We start from the raw sequence: 13,645 nt of genomic DNA on the forward strand, positions 1-13,645 counted from the left end.
CTGAGGCGTCGTTCGGCGATGACGCCTCTAAAAAATCTCGTGCCTGAAAATCGAAATTCCGCGCCAAAGCGGCGGCGCTACCAGCGAAACCGGATAAAGCAATCACGCCGGTACTTATCTTAAGATTGTATAATATGAAAAAGCAACTGCCGCTGCAACGCACGGGGGGCGTTTGACCGGCGAAATCTCGCGCGGGCTGTCACTCGGCCTTGGCCGGTGCGCGCCGCGGCATCAGCCGGAACGGGCGGTTTTCCTGCAGCCACGCCGCGCGCTCGTCGCGCAGCAGGGTGCGGCGGACTTTTCCGGAATCGTCGCGCAGGCAGACCGAGACGATCTCGAAACTTTCCGGATGCTTGTAGCGGCTGAGCTGGTCGGCCAGGAAGCCGCCCATGCCGTCGACGACATCTTTGGCGTCGGCGGCCTCCCGCAGTTCGAGGATGGCGTGCACGCGCTGTCCGAATTCGGGATCGGGCAGGCCGACCACGACGCAGGAGCGCACGTCGGGATGCGCGGTCACGGCGGCTTCGACCTCGGCCGGATAGATATTGGCGCCGCCGCGCAGGATCATGTCGGCCAGCCGGTCGCCGAGATAAAGATAGCCGTCGGCATCCAGCCGGCCGATATCGCCGAGCGATTCCCAGCCGTCCGCGCGGCGCTTCGGCTCGGCGCCGAGATAATGATAGGTGCTGCCGGCGCCGTCATTGGGCAGGAAATAGATTTCTCCGGTCTCGCCGGGCGCGACATCGCGGCCGTCCTCGCCGATGATCCGAAGGCCGCTGGTCTCGCCGATCTTGCCGACCGAGCCCCGGTGCGCCAGCCATTCGACGCCTGAAATCACGCATGCGCCCTGCCGCTCGGTGCCGCCATAGAGCTCCCAGATCCGCTCAGGTCCGAGCCATCCGATCCATTTCTCTTTCAGCCATGGCGGCATCGGTGCTGCCATATGAAACACGATTTGCAGGCTCGACAGGTCGTAGCCGTTGCGCACCGCCTCCGGCAGCGCCCAGATCCGGTGCATCATGGTCGGCACGAAGTTGACCCATTGCACCCGATTGGCTTCGATCAGGCGCAGCGTCTCCTCGGCGTCGAATTTGACCAGGCCGGTGACGCGTCCGCCGGCAAACAAGGCCGAGTGCGATACGATGAACGGCGCATTGTGATAGAGCGGGCCGGGATTGAGCAGCGACGCGCCGAGCGGCATTCCCAGCAGGGGCGCGGCTGCGGTGTCGACCACCGCGGGATTATGATCGAGGATCACCTTGGGCCGGCCGGTCGAACCGCCGCTGGTCATCGCCTTCCAATAGCGCGCCACCGGGTTGTTCAGCGGTTCGTCGGAAAAACCATCGGGTACGAAATTGGCGGGCAGCGCGTTCGGCGCATTCCAGTCGGCTTCGCCACCGACCACCAGCGCCGGTTTGAGAATCTCCAGCACCGCAGCCGCCTCGCCGCGTGGCAACCGCCACGACAGCGAGGTCGGCGTCGCGCCGCACTTCCACACTGCAAAGCTGGTTTCGAAAAACGCATTGCTGTTGGGTAGCCCAATGGCGACGAAATCGCCGGGTTTGACGCCTTTGGCGGCAAAGGCGCGGGCGCGTCGGTTGGCGCCGCGCTCCAGTTGTTCCCAGGTCAGCGTATCCGCGCCATGGCTGACCGCAACCGCGTCTTTCGGTTTGCGCTCGGCGTACCAGCGCGGCACGTCGGCCAGGGGAATCAGCATGCAGGCCTCCCGTCGTCTGGCTTTTTCCAAGTCGTTGTTTGCGAACGATGGCGCACGTTCTCGAACGTCCGAACCCTGGTCACCAGCGAGAGATGTTGTGACTCAAGACGGGCGCGGCGTCCATATGGCCGAGGCGCTCGCTTCATGCCTCTCGCGCATAGTGCGACAGCCGGTCCTTGAGCATCTCCAGCATGTCGTCCCTGATCGGATCGCGTGTTCCACGGGTCCAGGCTGCGGCCAGCGGCAGCTTGTTCATGTCGGATGACGCGAGCCGGACGTAACGAACACCGCGTGCCGCCATGCGTGACGTCCATTTCGGGACGATCGCGACTCCAAGATCGGCAGACACAAGATTGACGATGGTCTGCTTTTCATCGGCAATCTGGGCAATGCGCGCCTCAAGCCCGGCTTCGGCGAACAGCTTCATCGTGAGATCGTGGCTATGCGGTCGCGAACGGCGTTCGGGCACGATCAGCGGCTGGTCCGCGAGTTCGGCAATGCTGATCCGCTTCTTCGAAGCCAATGGATGATGATCGGAGAGTGCGACCACAGCCGTTTCGTGGAACAGGAACATGAACTCCAGCCGCTTGTCCGGGCGTTCGGGCGGGCGGACAAAGACAAGGTCAAGGCGGCCGGACAGCAATCGCGGCAGCAGGCGGATGGTCTTCTCCTCGGCCAACTGGACCGTCACATCCGGGCGCTGTTCCCGGAAATCGTGCAGCAGCATCGGCAACAGTCCCGCCGCCGCACTGTCGATCGCGCCCACGCGCACGGTTGCCGCCTGCTTTCGACCGCGCATGCGGAATTTGGCGGCCAGGGTATCGGCCTGCGCGAGCAAGGTGCGGGCCTCCTTGAGCAGAACGGCTCCGTCGTCGGTCAATGTGACGCTGCGGGTGGTGCGCGTCATCAGCCTTGTGCCGAGGTCCTCCTCGAGCAGCCGGACAAAGCGTCCAAGCGCCGAGGGCAGCATTTCGAGCCGCTGCGCCGCCCGGCCGAAATGCAGTTCTTCGGCCGCCGCCACGAAGCATCGCAACTGGTGCAGATCCATCATTCTCTCCTGGACGGAGATTATATCATTTTTTTGTATAAACGGCAGCCAATTGAGTCCTGACGGCTGGGGTCGCAGGGTGACCTTCAACGCGCCGGACGGCGCGGAAATCAAAAGCAAGACAGACCAGGAGAGGAGCCCACATGAGCGCCGAGCTCGAAAAGCACGTGCTGCGCAAGATCACCCTGCGCATCGTCCCCTTCGTGATGCTGCTCTACTTCATTGCCTTCATCGACCGCGTCAACATTGGTTTCGCGGCGCTGACGATGAACAAGGAGCTGGGTTTCTCGCCGACCGTATTCGGCCTCGGCGCGGGCATTTTCTTCCTCGGTTATTTCCTGTTCGAAGTGCCGTCAAATCTCGTTCTCGACAAGGTCGGGGCCCGGATCTGGATCGCCCGGGTGATGATCACCTGGGGCTTGATATCAGGGGCCATGGCCTTCGTTCAGGGGCCGAACAGCTTCTACACGCTGCGTTTCCTGTTGGGCGCGGCGGAGGCCGGATTCTTCCCGGGCATCATTCTTTATCTCAGCTACTGGTTCCCGGCGCGTCAGCGCGCCGCTGTCACCGCCATTTTCATGGCCGCGGCGCCGCTGTCCACCGTGCTTGGGTCGCCGGTGTCAGGCGCGCTGCTTGAGATGCACGGGGTGCTCGGCCTCAGCGGCTGGCAATGGATGTTCATCGTCGAGGCGGTCCCCGCCCTCATCCTCGGCGTCGTGGTGCTCTTCTACATGACTGACCGGCCGGAAAAAGCAAAATGGCTGCGCGACGACGAACGTCGCTGGCTGGTGAACACGATGAATGCGGAAGCGGCCAACAAGGCTGGAACCGCCAGTCATAGTGTCTGGCACGGCCTCGCCGACCTGCGCGTCATAGCGTTGTCACTGGTTTATTTCGGGACATCGGCGGGCCTCTACACCCTCGGCATCTGGGCGCCACAGATCATCAAGGAGTTCGGCCTCTCGTCGCTGCAGGTCGGCTTCCTGAACGCGCTGCCCGGTATCGTCGCGGTCGTTGCGATGGTGCTGTGGGCGCGCCACTCGGATCGTACCGGGGAGCGTACCTGGCACGTGGTCGGGGCCTGCGTGCTCGCTTCCCTCGGTCTGATGTTCGCCGGGTTTGCCGGCACGGTGCTCGCCGTCCTGCTGGCGCTGACGCTAGTCAATATCGGCATCAGCGCGGCAAAGCCGCCGCTGTGGAGCATGCCGACCATGTTCCTGTCGGGCTCCGCCGCCGCGGCGGGAATTGCGACCATCAATTCGATCGGCAATCTCGGCGGCTTCGTCGGCCCGGCGATGATCGGCTGGATCAAGGATCTCACCGGCAGCTTCCAGGGCGGATTGTATTTCGTTGCCGGATTGCTGGTGCTGTCCGCCGTTCTCACCCTCGTCCTGGCGCGATCACAACGCACACCCGCCGCAACCGCCGCGGACGCGCTTCCCCAACGATAATCCCTCAAACCCGATTCACTCAAACCCAGTTCACTTGGAGAAATCAGATGCGTGAATATTCAATCGCTGCCATCCCCGCCGACGGCATCGGCCCCGAAGTCATCGCCGCCGGCACCACGGTGCTCGAAAGCCTGCAGAAGCGCATGGGCGACGTCAAGTTCAACGTCGAAACCTTCGACTGGGGCTCGGCCTATTACCGCAAGCACGGCGCCATGATGCCGGCCGATGGTCTGGCGAAGCTGAAGAAGTTCGACGCGATCTATTTCGGTGCCGTCGGTGCGCCCGACGTTCCCGATCACATCACGCTGTGGGGCCTGCGCCTGCCGATCTGCCAGGGTTTTGACCAATACGCCAACGTCCGGCCGACCAAGATCCTGCCCGGCATCACGTCGCCGCTGCGCAATGTCGGCACCGGCGATCTCGACTGGGTGATCGTGCGCGAGAATTCCGAGGGCGAATACGCCGGCTGCGGCGGTCGCGTCCATCGCGGCCTGCCCGAGGAAGTCGGCACCGAGGTGGCGATCTTCACCCGGGTCGGCGTCCAGCGCATCATGCGATACGCATTCAGGCTGGCCCAGTCGAGGCCGCGCAAGCTCCTCACCGTGGTCACCAAGTCGAACGCGCAGCGTCACGGCATGGTGATGTGGGACGAGATCGCCGACGAGGTGTCGAAGGAATTTCCCGACGTCCGCTGGGACAAGATGCTGGTCGATGCTATGACGGTTCGCATGACGCTCAAGCCACAGACCCTCGATACCATCGTCGCCACCAATCTGCACGCCGACATCCTGTCCGATCTCGCCGGCGCGCTGGCGGGCAGCCTCGGCGTGGCGCCCACCGCCAATATCGATCCCGAGCGCCGCTTTCCGTCGATGTTCGAACCGATCCACGGCTCGGCGTTCGACATCACCGGCAAAGGCATCGCCAACCCCGTCGCCAGCTTCTGGACCGCCTCGCAGATGCTCGATCATCTCGGCGAGGCGGACGCCTCGGCTCGGCTGATGCGCGCCGTGGAAAAGGTCACCGGCGCCGGCATCATGACCCCGGACGTCGGCGGCACCGCGACGACCAAAGACGTGACGGATGCCGTGGTGGAGGCCATCCAAAGCTCCAATGTCTGACGGTCCGTCACCAACGCGCTGGAGCGACGCTGAGGCGCGAGCCGTGCTGCGGGACGTCTTCGACGCTGCGGTGGCCAGCGCCGATCCCGGGGCGGCCGTGCTGCGGCATCTGCCGGAAAGACCGAAGGGCCGCTGCGTGGTAATCGGGGCCGGCAAGGCCTCGGTGGCGATGGCGGCGGCATTGGATGCAGCCTGGGGTGACGTCGATCTCAGCGGTGTCGTGGTGACCCGGCACGGGCAGCGCGCAGCCGCGGGGCGCATCGAGGTGCTGGAGGCCTCGCATCCGACGCCCGACGCCATGAGCGAGGAGGCCGGTCGCCGGATCCTGGCGGCTGTGAAGGGGCTGACGGCCGACGATCTGGTCGTGGCGCTGATGTCGGGCGGCGGATCTTCGCTGATGGTTCTGCCCGCGGGCGGGATGACTTTGGCCGATAAGCAGGCCGTCAATGCCAGCCTGTTGGCGAGCGGCGCGAATATTGTCGAGATGAACGCCGTCCGCAAACATCTCTCGGCCATCAAGGGCGGCCGCCTCGCGCTTGCCGCGCACCCGGCCAGGGTGGTGACGCTGGCGATCAGCGATATTCCCGGCGACGACCCCGCTGCGATCGCGTCGGGACCAACTGTTGCGGACGCCAGCACGCTGGCCGATGTGCACGAAATCATTGCACGTTACAAAATCGATCTGCCGCCCGCTGCGCAGGCGGTACTCGCCGCGTGTGAGGAGACGCCGAAAAGCCTTTCCGCACAAAATTCCGTCCGCGTCATCGCCGCTCCCTCGCTCGCCCTGGCCGTTGCGGCGCAAATCGCCGCGAAGGCGGGCCTTGCGCCGCTGATCCTGGGCGACGCGCTCGAAGGCGAGAGCCGTGAGTTGGGTGTCGTGATGGCGGGGATTGCGCGTTCGTGCCGTCTCAATGGGTTTCCCGTCGCGGCGCCCGCCGTGCTGCTGTCCGGCGGCGAGACCACCGTCACGATCGGCAAGGGACGGGCCGGGCGCGGCGGGCGCAATACCGAATTCCTGCTCGCGTTCGCCATCGCCATGGCCGGCGAGCCCGGCATTTTCGCGCTTGCGGCCGATAGTGATGGCATCGACGGAACCGAAGACGCGGCTGGAGCATTTGTCACCCCAGACACACTTGTGCTGGCCCGCACAGCCAATCTTGACCCGCGATCCCATCTCGTCGCGCATGACAGCTACAGTTTCTTTGCCGGGATCGGCGACCTCATTTGCACCGGGCCGACCGGCACCAACGTCAACGACATCAGAGCGGTTCTGATCACCAGAGGCGGCCGACAGGCCGATTGAACCATGCGTCGCAATCGCCGGGCCAAGATCGTCGCCACCGTCGGACCGGCGAGTGGATCGCCCGAAATGCTGGAAGCGCTCTTCCTCGCCGGCGTCGACACGTTCCGGCTCAACTTCAGTCACGGCACCCATGAGGACCATGCCAAAGTCCATGCCTCGATTCGTGCGCTGGAACTGAAGATCGGGCGGCCGATCGGCATTCTGCAGGATCTGCAGGGGCCGAAAATTCGGGTCGGGACCATCAAGGATGGGAAGTTCGCCGTCACAGCCGGGCAACAGGTGCGCTTTATCCTGTCCGGGTCCGACGGCGACGGGATGTCGATCCCGCTGCCTCATCCCGAGATCTTCGATGCAGTCAAGCCTGGCGATGATCTCCTGATCGACGATGGAAGGGTCCGCGTTCGTGTTACCGGCGTGGGTCCCGATTTCATCGATGCGAAAGCCGTCATCGGCGGCGTCATCTCGAATCGCAAGGGCGTGAATGTCCCCAGCGCAGTTCTGAATCTGTCTCCGCTGACGGCGAAGGACCGCGCCGATCTCGCCTTCGGCCTGGAACTGGGCGTCGATTGGGTGGCGCTTTCGTTCGTTCAGAAGCCCGGAGATGTCATCGAAGCCCGCGGGCTCATCGGTGATCGCGCCGGGATCATGGCCAAGATCGAAAAACCCGCAGCGCTCGAACAGATCGATGACATTGTCCGGCTCTCCGACGCGGTCATGGTCGCCCGTGGCGACCTCGGCGTGGAGATTCCCCACGAAGACGTGCCGGGCCGGCAGAAGGAGCTGATCAGGTGCTGCCGCCTGGTCGGAAAGCCGGTGATCGTGGCAACGCAGATGCTCGACTCGATGATCGCGGCCCCAACGCCGACGCGCGCCGAAGCGTCCGATGTCGCGACCGCGATCTATGATGGTGCGGACGCGGTGATGCTGTCGGCGGAATCCGCGACCGGGCAATATCCACGTGAAGCGGTGGCGATGATGAGCCGCATCATCGAAAGCACTGAACGGCACAAGATGTATCGCTCGATCATCGATGCCGCCCAGCCCGGCGAGGAGGAAACCGCGCCGCACGCGGTTGCCGCCGCTGCCGCCGATCTCGCGGCCGTTCTTCATGCATCGACCATCGTCGCATTCACATCTAGCGGCACCACGGCGGCCCGCATCGCCCGCAAGCGCCCGAAGGTCTCGATCCTCGCCGTTACGCCGGATCAACGGGTGTCCCGGCAGCTTTGCCTGCTTTGGGGGGCGCACAGCGTCCTGTCCAGTGACGTCCATAGCTACGAGGAAATGGTTGATCGCGCGACCAGGACGGCGCTGGCCGAGGATTTTGCAAAGCCGACCGACGTCATTGTGGTGGTCGCCGGCGTCCCGTTTGGCGAAGCCGGCACCACCAACAATCTTCGCGTGGTTCAGATCGGCTAGGCCAAGGTCGCGCAGCTTGGAAAGTGATCGTCGGCCATTTCGGCGTGTGCACCGTCCCTTTCATCGAGCTGCAGCGGTGGCCGGAGATGGAAGCCCTGGGAAGATTGATTAAAAGTTTTCGCAAATCGCCAACCGGCCAACAACTGCTCCGGCAAAAGCTGCGCGGCCTTAAACCCGGCCTTTATGCCAAGTGATGCATCCTTTCCTCAAGAGAAGGAGGCTCGCGTCCCAATGCCCATTTTCAAATATTTTGCCGTCGTCGGATCGGCACTGTTTGTCCTCTTGTTTATTTCCGACGCCTACTTCGGCGACGGCGATTTGCGCTTCAACGGGTCGCTGTATGAAAGCGCCTTCTACGCACCTCGATTGGACGAAATCGCGGCTACAACGGAGCTTCGCTTTACGCGCGATGTCACTCCTGCGAACCGCGTCAAGGAGGTGTTTGCACAGTTCGTTCCCAACGAAAATTTGCGCGGGAAACGTTACCCCTCCGCTGCGACGATCATTCGTTAGCCGCGTGAAGGCCCTTCGCAAGGACTGCGCATTGTGCGGAATGTGCAAAACCCGGCATTTTGCGTCCGAGAGGCAAGTCAGGAAAGGCAAGTCAGGAAAGGCAATATCGGCCACTCAAATTCTGAGTGGACTACACTCCGACCATTGAGCCGCCAACCGCAATGTCCGCCTTACCCTGACGAACTGACATCGTCAGGTCAACCCGTCACATCCGTTCGTGCGAACAGGCGACATCGCGCCGCGGCAGGCACTGTTATCCCATCTGGAGCACGTCAACGGGGAAACTATCGGCGTTAATCTGGCCAGTCACGTCGGTCCAAAAGCAATCCACCTGATCGCCCTTGATATCTTTGACGGTCATCAATGGTCCTCCTGAACGCAGCCGAACAAGATTGCCACTCCGAAACGCAGGAGCGGCCTGGTTCTGTGTGTTTGACGGAGCAGGGGAGGAAGAGGCCGGAGCCATTCCTACTGTTTTTGCGGAAACGCCATTGCGACCAACGATGGTGAAGCCTGGACCCGAAATCGTCTCTTGCGACGGGCCTCCGACCGGAACTGCACCAGATGATGCGGGCGCAGGCCCAGAAGCATCCGTGGAGCCAGCACCGGCGGAGCCGTTAGCTGTCGCATTTTGCGCAAACGCAGACGCTGCTAAAATCAAAAAGCGATCACGGAGAATGCCCGTTCCGTAGCGAATGCCCGTCCTGTTGCCAATCCCCGTTCCGTTGCCAGTTCCCGTCGCATACCTAACGGCACCTCGGGAAATGCCCGCCATATAACGTCCGCCAATACCTCCGACGCGAGCTCCGCCGAAGCCACCCGCGCGAGCTCCGATGTGAGCTCCGCCGAAACCGCCGATGTGACCGACGCCACCGCCTCCGTGTCCTCCGCCTCCGCGTGCCTGTGCATCAGTAGCTACAAGGCTGCCGACAAGCGCCGCACCTGCTAAGACCACCATCACTCGTCCTCTCATGACATTCTCCTTTGGAATGGACGGGGCCGTCCGCACCGGGGGCCTTGTCCGACGCTGGCGTGCCCAAGCAAAACAAATGCTGAGGTCGCGATAGACTGAAAATGGGGAAACCTATTTGTTGCCTCCACTAAATTCACGTTTATGAATTGAACATCTGCGTGACAGCTCGAACCAACATCAAGCGTGAAACAAATCAACGGCTCGGATATTAATCGGAGGCGAGTGCGGACACTATTTTAGCCAACCAAGCTGGACCAGGGACGGTCTCAATCTCTTGATCTGAGGCGAAGCCGGCAACACCAACAATCTTCGCGTGGTTCAGATCGGTTAAGCTGAGCGAAAGCCTCTATCACCACCGAATCGCGGAGGCGATGCTGATTGGCATCGCGGCCTGCGAGAACAAGATCAGGTCGATCGACGACCTCGTCCCGGCTTAGACCACGCGGTACCCTTGGTCCATCACCGCCACAACTGCTTGCGTTGCCCGACGGGCAAATCACGCAAGCTGTCGGCCCAGTCCCTTCCAAGAAAACATTCGCACTTATTAACAAATGTGATTAAAGTCCTATGAGATCTGCAGACAGGTGGCGCTTTCGACCATCAAATCTTTCTGCTGCTAAACGTTACTCCTCCGCGGCGACAATCATTCGGTTGCCGCGTGGAGGCCCTTCGCCAGGACTGCGCATTGTGCGGAATGCGCAAAAGCCGGATTGGGCGGTCGGCGCGCATTAGTTGGGCCGTGTACTCATAAATCGGGTGCCAGGGTCGGGCACGCCGCTTGTCCGCCCATAGCGGGGGAATAGCGGACGTCGCCGGAGGTCGCAGAACCCGTGCCTTCGCCGCCAGCTTCCGGTCGAGTCGTATCAGCGCACGGGGGCTAAAGCCGCGATTGAACTTCCAAGCCGTGATGAGCGACAGACGATAACGGATAATAGCGGATAGGGATGGCCAACCGCGTATTGATCGTGAAATCGCGCCCGGTCTTGATCGTGGCCCGGATCGAGGACGACCCATGCGTATTGTTGCGATATCGCTTTTGCTGTTTGCGAGTTCTGCGTCGGCGCAATCCCCGCCTTCCGTCGACTGCGACGCCGTCAAAAATTCCATGGTTCCCGTCGAGTTGGCCTATCATGGCCAGGACGGGACGACGACGCGTGTTCAGATCTATCGAGACAAATCGGGCGATGACGTCATCTGGATTCGCCAGATGCCGCCGTCCACCCGCCCAAACCCACCCGTTTTCGTCACGAAGGCAACCTATGTCGATGGCGTCGTCGCATCGGCGGAGATGTCGACAACCTATGTTGGCAAATATTCGCATAGAACAGCGAAATATACGGCTGATGGACTCCCCGGGAATTTTGATCGCCGATCGGACCTGACTTACAGGATGCATGCGGCAACAACGGACGGTGACGGCAGCACCGAGGAGAAAACCAGCACGGTCTCCTACAAATTCAAATCAGAAGAAACAATCGCGGTTGGATCCTGCGTCCTCCAGGCGATCCATGGAGAGAGTGACACCACCGGCGATGCCGCCCGCACAAGGCACCGGTTTCTGGTATACTTCCCGGAACTGAAGATATCCGCCATGGCAGTCGATGCCGAGCCCATCGTGGACAGTCTCAGCACGGTTTTTTCCGAGATCAAGCCGGTAAACTAGGGCTGATGATTTCGGGTTGAACCGGCGTCAGCGTTCGGGTCACCTCGCCCCGCTTGCGGGGAGAGGTCGAAGCCGAAGGCTTCGGGTGAGGGGGACTCTCCGCGCACTGAACTCGTGGAGATTCCCCCTCACCATAGCCGATGCTTCGCATCGGCGTTCTTCTACCAAGAACGGCGGCCATAAGGCCGCCTCCGACCCTCTCCCCGCAAGCGGGGCGAGGGAGAAGTTGACCATGCGCTTCAACCTAAACTCATCACGCTCTAGTCAAAGGCGACGCGAATGACCCGAAGCACACACGTGCGTCGTCCTAGTCCGACGGGAGCCGCGAGAATCGGAAATCGCAGTGGTTCGCGCCGCCAGCCAACGTTTGCGTCCTTTCCAGGTGGATGCCTCGCGTTGCATAGGCGTCGAAATCAAGCCCGCAAATGTTCGGCAAGATTTCTTTATCTCCATGGCGAGCCGCGAATTTGCAAAAGCCGCAAGCTTTGTAGTTGATGCCGAATTCAAAGTTGTCACCCGGGCCCGGCTCGACGAAATCGTAGACGAAATCCTCCGGAAACTCTTTCTGATGGCTTTTTGCAGCCTGCTCGCGCAGCAAAGTCTGATTCTCTGATGACATGAATTGACGCCCCGAGGCGAGACGTTCCGCTTCGGGCACGGTGAGCAATTGCGCCTTGTAGGTCTCTCGCTCGATTTCGCCGATCACGGACAGCGACACGCCGTGTCGCCGGAGCACTCGGCTGATGGCCATAAAGCCCATGAGACGCATGAAGAAATCGCTCATACGACTTGCCGCGCCTCCGACATAGGGCATTTGGGTGAGCACGATTTCGAATTCGTCCATCACCTCCTGCCTGATCCCGTCAATATTGGATAGATGCGCGCGCTCGCACAACATCGCCTCGGCAAGGTCGAGGCGATGGCGCATGGCGGCCTCCATTGCACCGCGATGCTGCTCGTAGAAGGGATGGATAATCGCAGCCATTGGGCACCTAATCTCCGGATGTTGCGAACCGACCGTAACCGGGGACACCAAGTCAGCGCAAAGCATGGTTCCTTCGGTCAAACATTAGAAAATCTATTGCAAGGCCACGGCCATGCAGCGCGATGACCTACGCCCTTCCACCACTCAACGCGCTCCGCGCATTCGAAGCCGCCGCGCGGCATCTCAGCTTCAAGCTGGCCGCGCACGAGCTGCACGTGACGCCCGCCGCCGTGGGGCAGCAGGTGAAAGCGCTGGAGGCGCGCCTCGGCGTACGCCTGTTCGAGCGGCTGCATAAGCAGCTCATCCTGACCGCGGCCGGTCAGGCCTATCTGCCCGGGATATCCGATGGTTTTCGTCGCATTGCGGACGCGACCTCGCAATTGAAACCGGCAGGTGCGGTGCTGCTGCAGTTGGGGGTCCATGTCAGCTTCGATCTGCGCCGCCTCGAGTTGGCGGAGTTTCGTAGCGCGCATGCGGAAATCGGTTTGCGGGTGCTGCAGCCCGCCGGCTTGCACGAGTTGGTCGAGGGCAAGGTCGACCTGCTGATAGCCCGCGGTCTTGGCCACCATCCGGGCTATCGCTGCGACCGGGTCAATGAGGGATCCGGTTTGGGTGATTGGCTGATTGCGCCTGAAGGCACTGCGGATTGTCCCGAGGTCGTCAGCTTCCGCGAATGGCTGCGCGCCCTGCCGGCCGAGAACGCGCTCGCAAGCCGCCGCAGCCCTCGTCTGGTCGGCATCATCGGAAGTTGAGGCAGGTGCTTTATCATTTGGAGGAGCTCGTAGGGCGGATTGGAGCCCAACGGGTCCGCGCAAAGCGCGGCCCGATGGGCGTAATCCGCCACTTTAGGCCAGCCGCGATCGCCATACGCCGAAATGCGGCGCCGCCAATCGCTTCGAAAGGCGCGTCGCGATGAAACGGAGATCACGCCGCGCGACGGTCGTTCGACATCTGGAATCCATCACGGCGGATTACGCCCAACGGGCCGCGCCTTGGCGCGACCCGGTGGGCTCCAATCCGCCCTACAGGCCTGCGGCATATTAACCCGACGGGCAAAATTCCGCTGGTCCCGTCGGGCAAATCAGCGCTACCAGCTTGCCCCATCCTTTCCCGGTAAGAGGGGCGGTCGCGCGTCGTCACGAACGTGGGATAAGGATGCGGTGGACGCGGAAGCGTCGGCGCGAAGCGGTGTTGCAGGGCGAGTTCTCTCGTGAGCGATTCACCGGCGCGCAGGACGAACGGCGCTGAAGCGTACGGCAAAAGCGTGTGGTTCTGGCACCCGTTGCCGGTGTCAAGTCGGCGGAGGTTTTTGTCAGCCCGACCGGGTTTGGCAAAGCCGCTAATTCGCCGATGACGGTGACAAGATGAATTCGTCGCCGGGGAGAGCGCGCCATAAGCCGTAAAGCCATTGCGCAGGGAATGCCGGATTGCCTCCGCTGAACCTGTATGCTC

General features: G+C 62.1%; 12 protein-coding genes. 8 read left to right on the forward strand and 4 right to left on the reverse strand.

Annotation, left to right across the window (positions count from 1 at the left end):
• Positions 1-199: 199 nt before the first annotated feature.
• Both NL528_RS06900 and NL528_RS06905 read right to left on the reverse strand, forming a co-directional pair.
• Complete coding sequence (locus NL528_RS06900) at positions 200-1,717, reverse strand: AMP-binding protein (RefSeq protein WP_309181945.1); 1,518 nt, start codon at positions 1,715-1,717, stop codon at positions 200-202.
• A 142-nt stretch (positions 1,718-1,859) separates the two neighbouring features.
• A complete protein-coding gene (locus NL528_RS06905; protein ID WP_309181947.1) occupies positions 1,860-2,765 on the reverse strand; it encodes a LysR family transcriptional regulator in 906 nt (301 codons plus the stop codon).
• 143 nt (positions 2,766-2,908) lie between these two features.
• Here NL528_RS06905 and NL528_RS06910 point away from each other — a divergent pair, with 143 nt between their 5' ends.
• The 6 genes from NL528_RS06910 to NL528_RS06935 are packed head-to-tail and all read left to right on the forward strand — an operon-like array spanning position 2,909 to position 8,572.
• Positions 2,909-4,216: an MFS transporter gene (locus tag NL528_RS06910; RefSeq protein ID WP_309181948.1), complete on the forward strand. Its 1,308-nt coding sequence runs from the start codon at positions 2,909-2,911 to the stop codon at positions 4,214-4,216.
• Positions 4,217-4,263: 47 nt separating this feature from the next.
• Complete coding sequence (locus tag NL528_RS06915; RefSeq protein ID WP_309181949.1) at positions 4,264-5,337, forward strand: tartrate dehydrogenase; 1,074 nt, start codon at positions 4,264-4,266, stop codon at positions 5,335-5,337.
• The gene (locus NL528_RS06920) at positions 5,330-6,640 is read left to right on the forward strand and encodes a glycerate kinase (RefSeq protein ID WP_309181951.1); all 1,311 of its coding nucleotides are present in this window, start codon (positions 5,330-5,332) and stop codon (positions 6,638-6,640) included. The genes NL528_RS06915 and NL528_RS06920 overlap by 8 nt, the downstream gene beginning before the upstream one ends.
• 3 nt (positions 6,641-6,643) lie before the next feature.
• Positions 6,644-8,059 carry a pyruvate kinase gene (gene pyk, locus NL528_RS06925; RefSeq protein WP_309181952.1) on the forward strand — a complete coding sequence of 472 codons (1,416 nt, stop codon included), beginning with the start codon at positions 6,644-6,646 and terminating at the stop codon, positions 8,057-8,059.
• A gap of 23 nt (positions 8,060-8,082) precedes the next feature.
• A complete protein-coding gene (locus NL528_RS06930) occupies positions 8,083-8,253 on the forward strand; it encodes a hypothetical protein (protein ID WP_309181953.1) in 171 nt (56 codons plus the stop codon).
• A 37-nt stretch (positions 8,254-8,290) separates the two neighbouring features.
• A complete protein-coding gene (locus NL528_RS06935; protein WP_309181954.1) occupies positions 8,291-8,572 on the forward strand; it encodes a hypothetical protein in 282 nt (93 codons plus the stop codon).
• Positions 8,573-8,825: 253 nt separating this feature from the next.
• Here the strand turns inward: NL528_RS06935 and NL528_RS06940 are convergent, their stop codons facing one another.
• The gene (locus NL528_RS06940; protein WP_309181955.1) at positions 8,826-8,933 is read right to left on the reverse strand and encodes a hypothetical protein; all 108 of its coding nucleotides are present in this window, start codon (positions 8,931-8,933) and stop codon (positions 8,826-8,828) included.
• Between the two features lie 1,624 nt (positions 8,934-10,557).
• Here NL528_RS06940 and NL528_RS06945 point away from each other — a divergent pair.
• Entirely contained in the window at positions 10,558-11,208 is a 651-nt protein-coding gene (locus NL528_RS06945) for a hypothetical protein (protein ID WP_309181956.1), read from the forward strand.
• Between the two features lie 307 nt (positions 11,209-11,515).
• Here NL528_RS06945 and NL528_RS06950 read toward each other — a convergent pair whose 3' ends face one another.
• Positions 11,516-12,193 (reverse strand): L-2-amino-thiazoline-4-carboxylic acid hydrolase, encoded by a 678-nt coding sequence (locus NL528_RS06950; protein WP_309181957.1) that lies wholly within the window; start codon positions 12,191-12,193, stop codon positions 11,516-11,518.
• Between the two features lie 122 nt (positions 12,194-12,315).
• Here NL528_RS06950 and NL528_RS06955 point away from each other — a divergent pair, with 122 nt between their 5' ends.
• Entirely contained in the window at positions 12,316-12,945 is a 630-nt protein-coding gene (locus tag NL528_RS06955) for a LysR family transcriptional regulator (protein ID WP_309181958.1), read from the forward strand.
• Positions 12,946-13,645: the final 700 nt, after the last annotated feature.

It is taken from the genome of Bradyrhizobium sp. Ash2021 (assembly GCF_031202265.1).
GTDB lineage: Bacteria > Pseudomonadota > Alphaproteobacteria > Rhizobiales > Xanthobacteraceae > Bradyrhizobium.

What these genes read in the sequence shown, in the direction of transcription:
- NL528_RS06900 (WP_309181945.1), bottom strand. Translation starts at nt 1,717, where the DNA reads ATGCTGATTCCCCTGGCCGACGTGCCGCGCTGGTACGCCGAGCGCAAA.
- NL528_RS06905 (WP_309181947.1), bottom strand. Translation starts at nt 2,765, where the DNA reads ATGGATCTGCACCAGTTGCGATGCTTCGTGGCGGCGGCCGAAGAACTG.
- NL528_RS06910 (WP_309181948.1), top strand. Translation starts at nt 2,909, where the DNA reads ATGAGCGCCGAGCTCGAAAAGCACGTGCTGCGCAAGATCACCCTGCGC.
- NL528_RS06915 (WP_309181949.1), top strand. Translation starts at nt 4,264, where the DNA reads ATGCGTGAATATTCAATCGCTGCCATCCCCGCCGACGGCATCGGCCCC.
- NL528_RS06920 (WP_309181951.1), top strand. Translation starts at nt 5,330, where the DNA reads ATGTCTGACGGTCCGTCACCAACGCGCTGGAGCGACGCTGAGGCGCGA.
- pyk (WP_309181952.1), top strand. Translation starts at nt 6,644, where the DNA reads ATGCGTCGCAATCGCCGGGCCAAGATCGTCGCCACCGTCGGACCGGCG.
- NL528_RS06935 (WP_309181954.1), top strand. Translation starts at nt 8,291, where the DNA reads ATGCCCATTTTCAAATATTTTGCCGTCGTCGGATCGGCACTGTTTGTC.
- NL528_RS06940 (WP_309181955.1), bottom strand. Translation starts at nt 8,933, where the DNA reads ATGACCGTCAAAGATATCAAGGGCGATCAGGTGGATTGCTTTTGGACC.
- NL528_RS06945 (WP_309181956.1), top strand. Translation starts at nt 10,558, where the DNA reads ATGCGTATTGTTGCGATATCGCTTTTGCTGTTTGCGAGTTCTGCGTCG.
- NL528_RS06950 (WP_309181957.1), bottom strand. Translation starts at nt 12,193, where the DNA reads ATGGCTGCGATTATCCATCCCTTCTACGAGCAGCATCGCGGTGCAATG.
- NL528_RS06955 (WP_309181958.1), top strand. Translation starts at nt 12,316, where the DNA reads ATGACCTACGCCCTTCCACCACTCAACGCGCTCCGCGCATTCGAAGCC.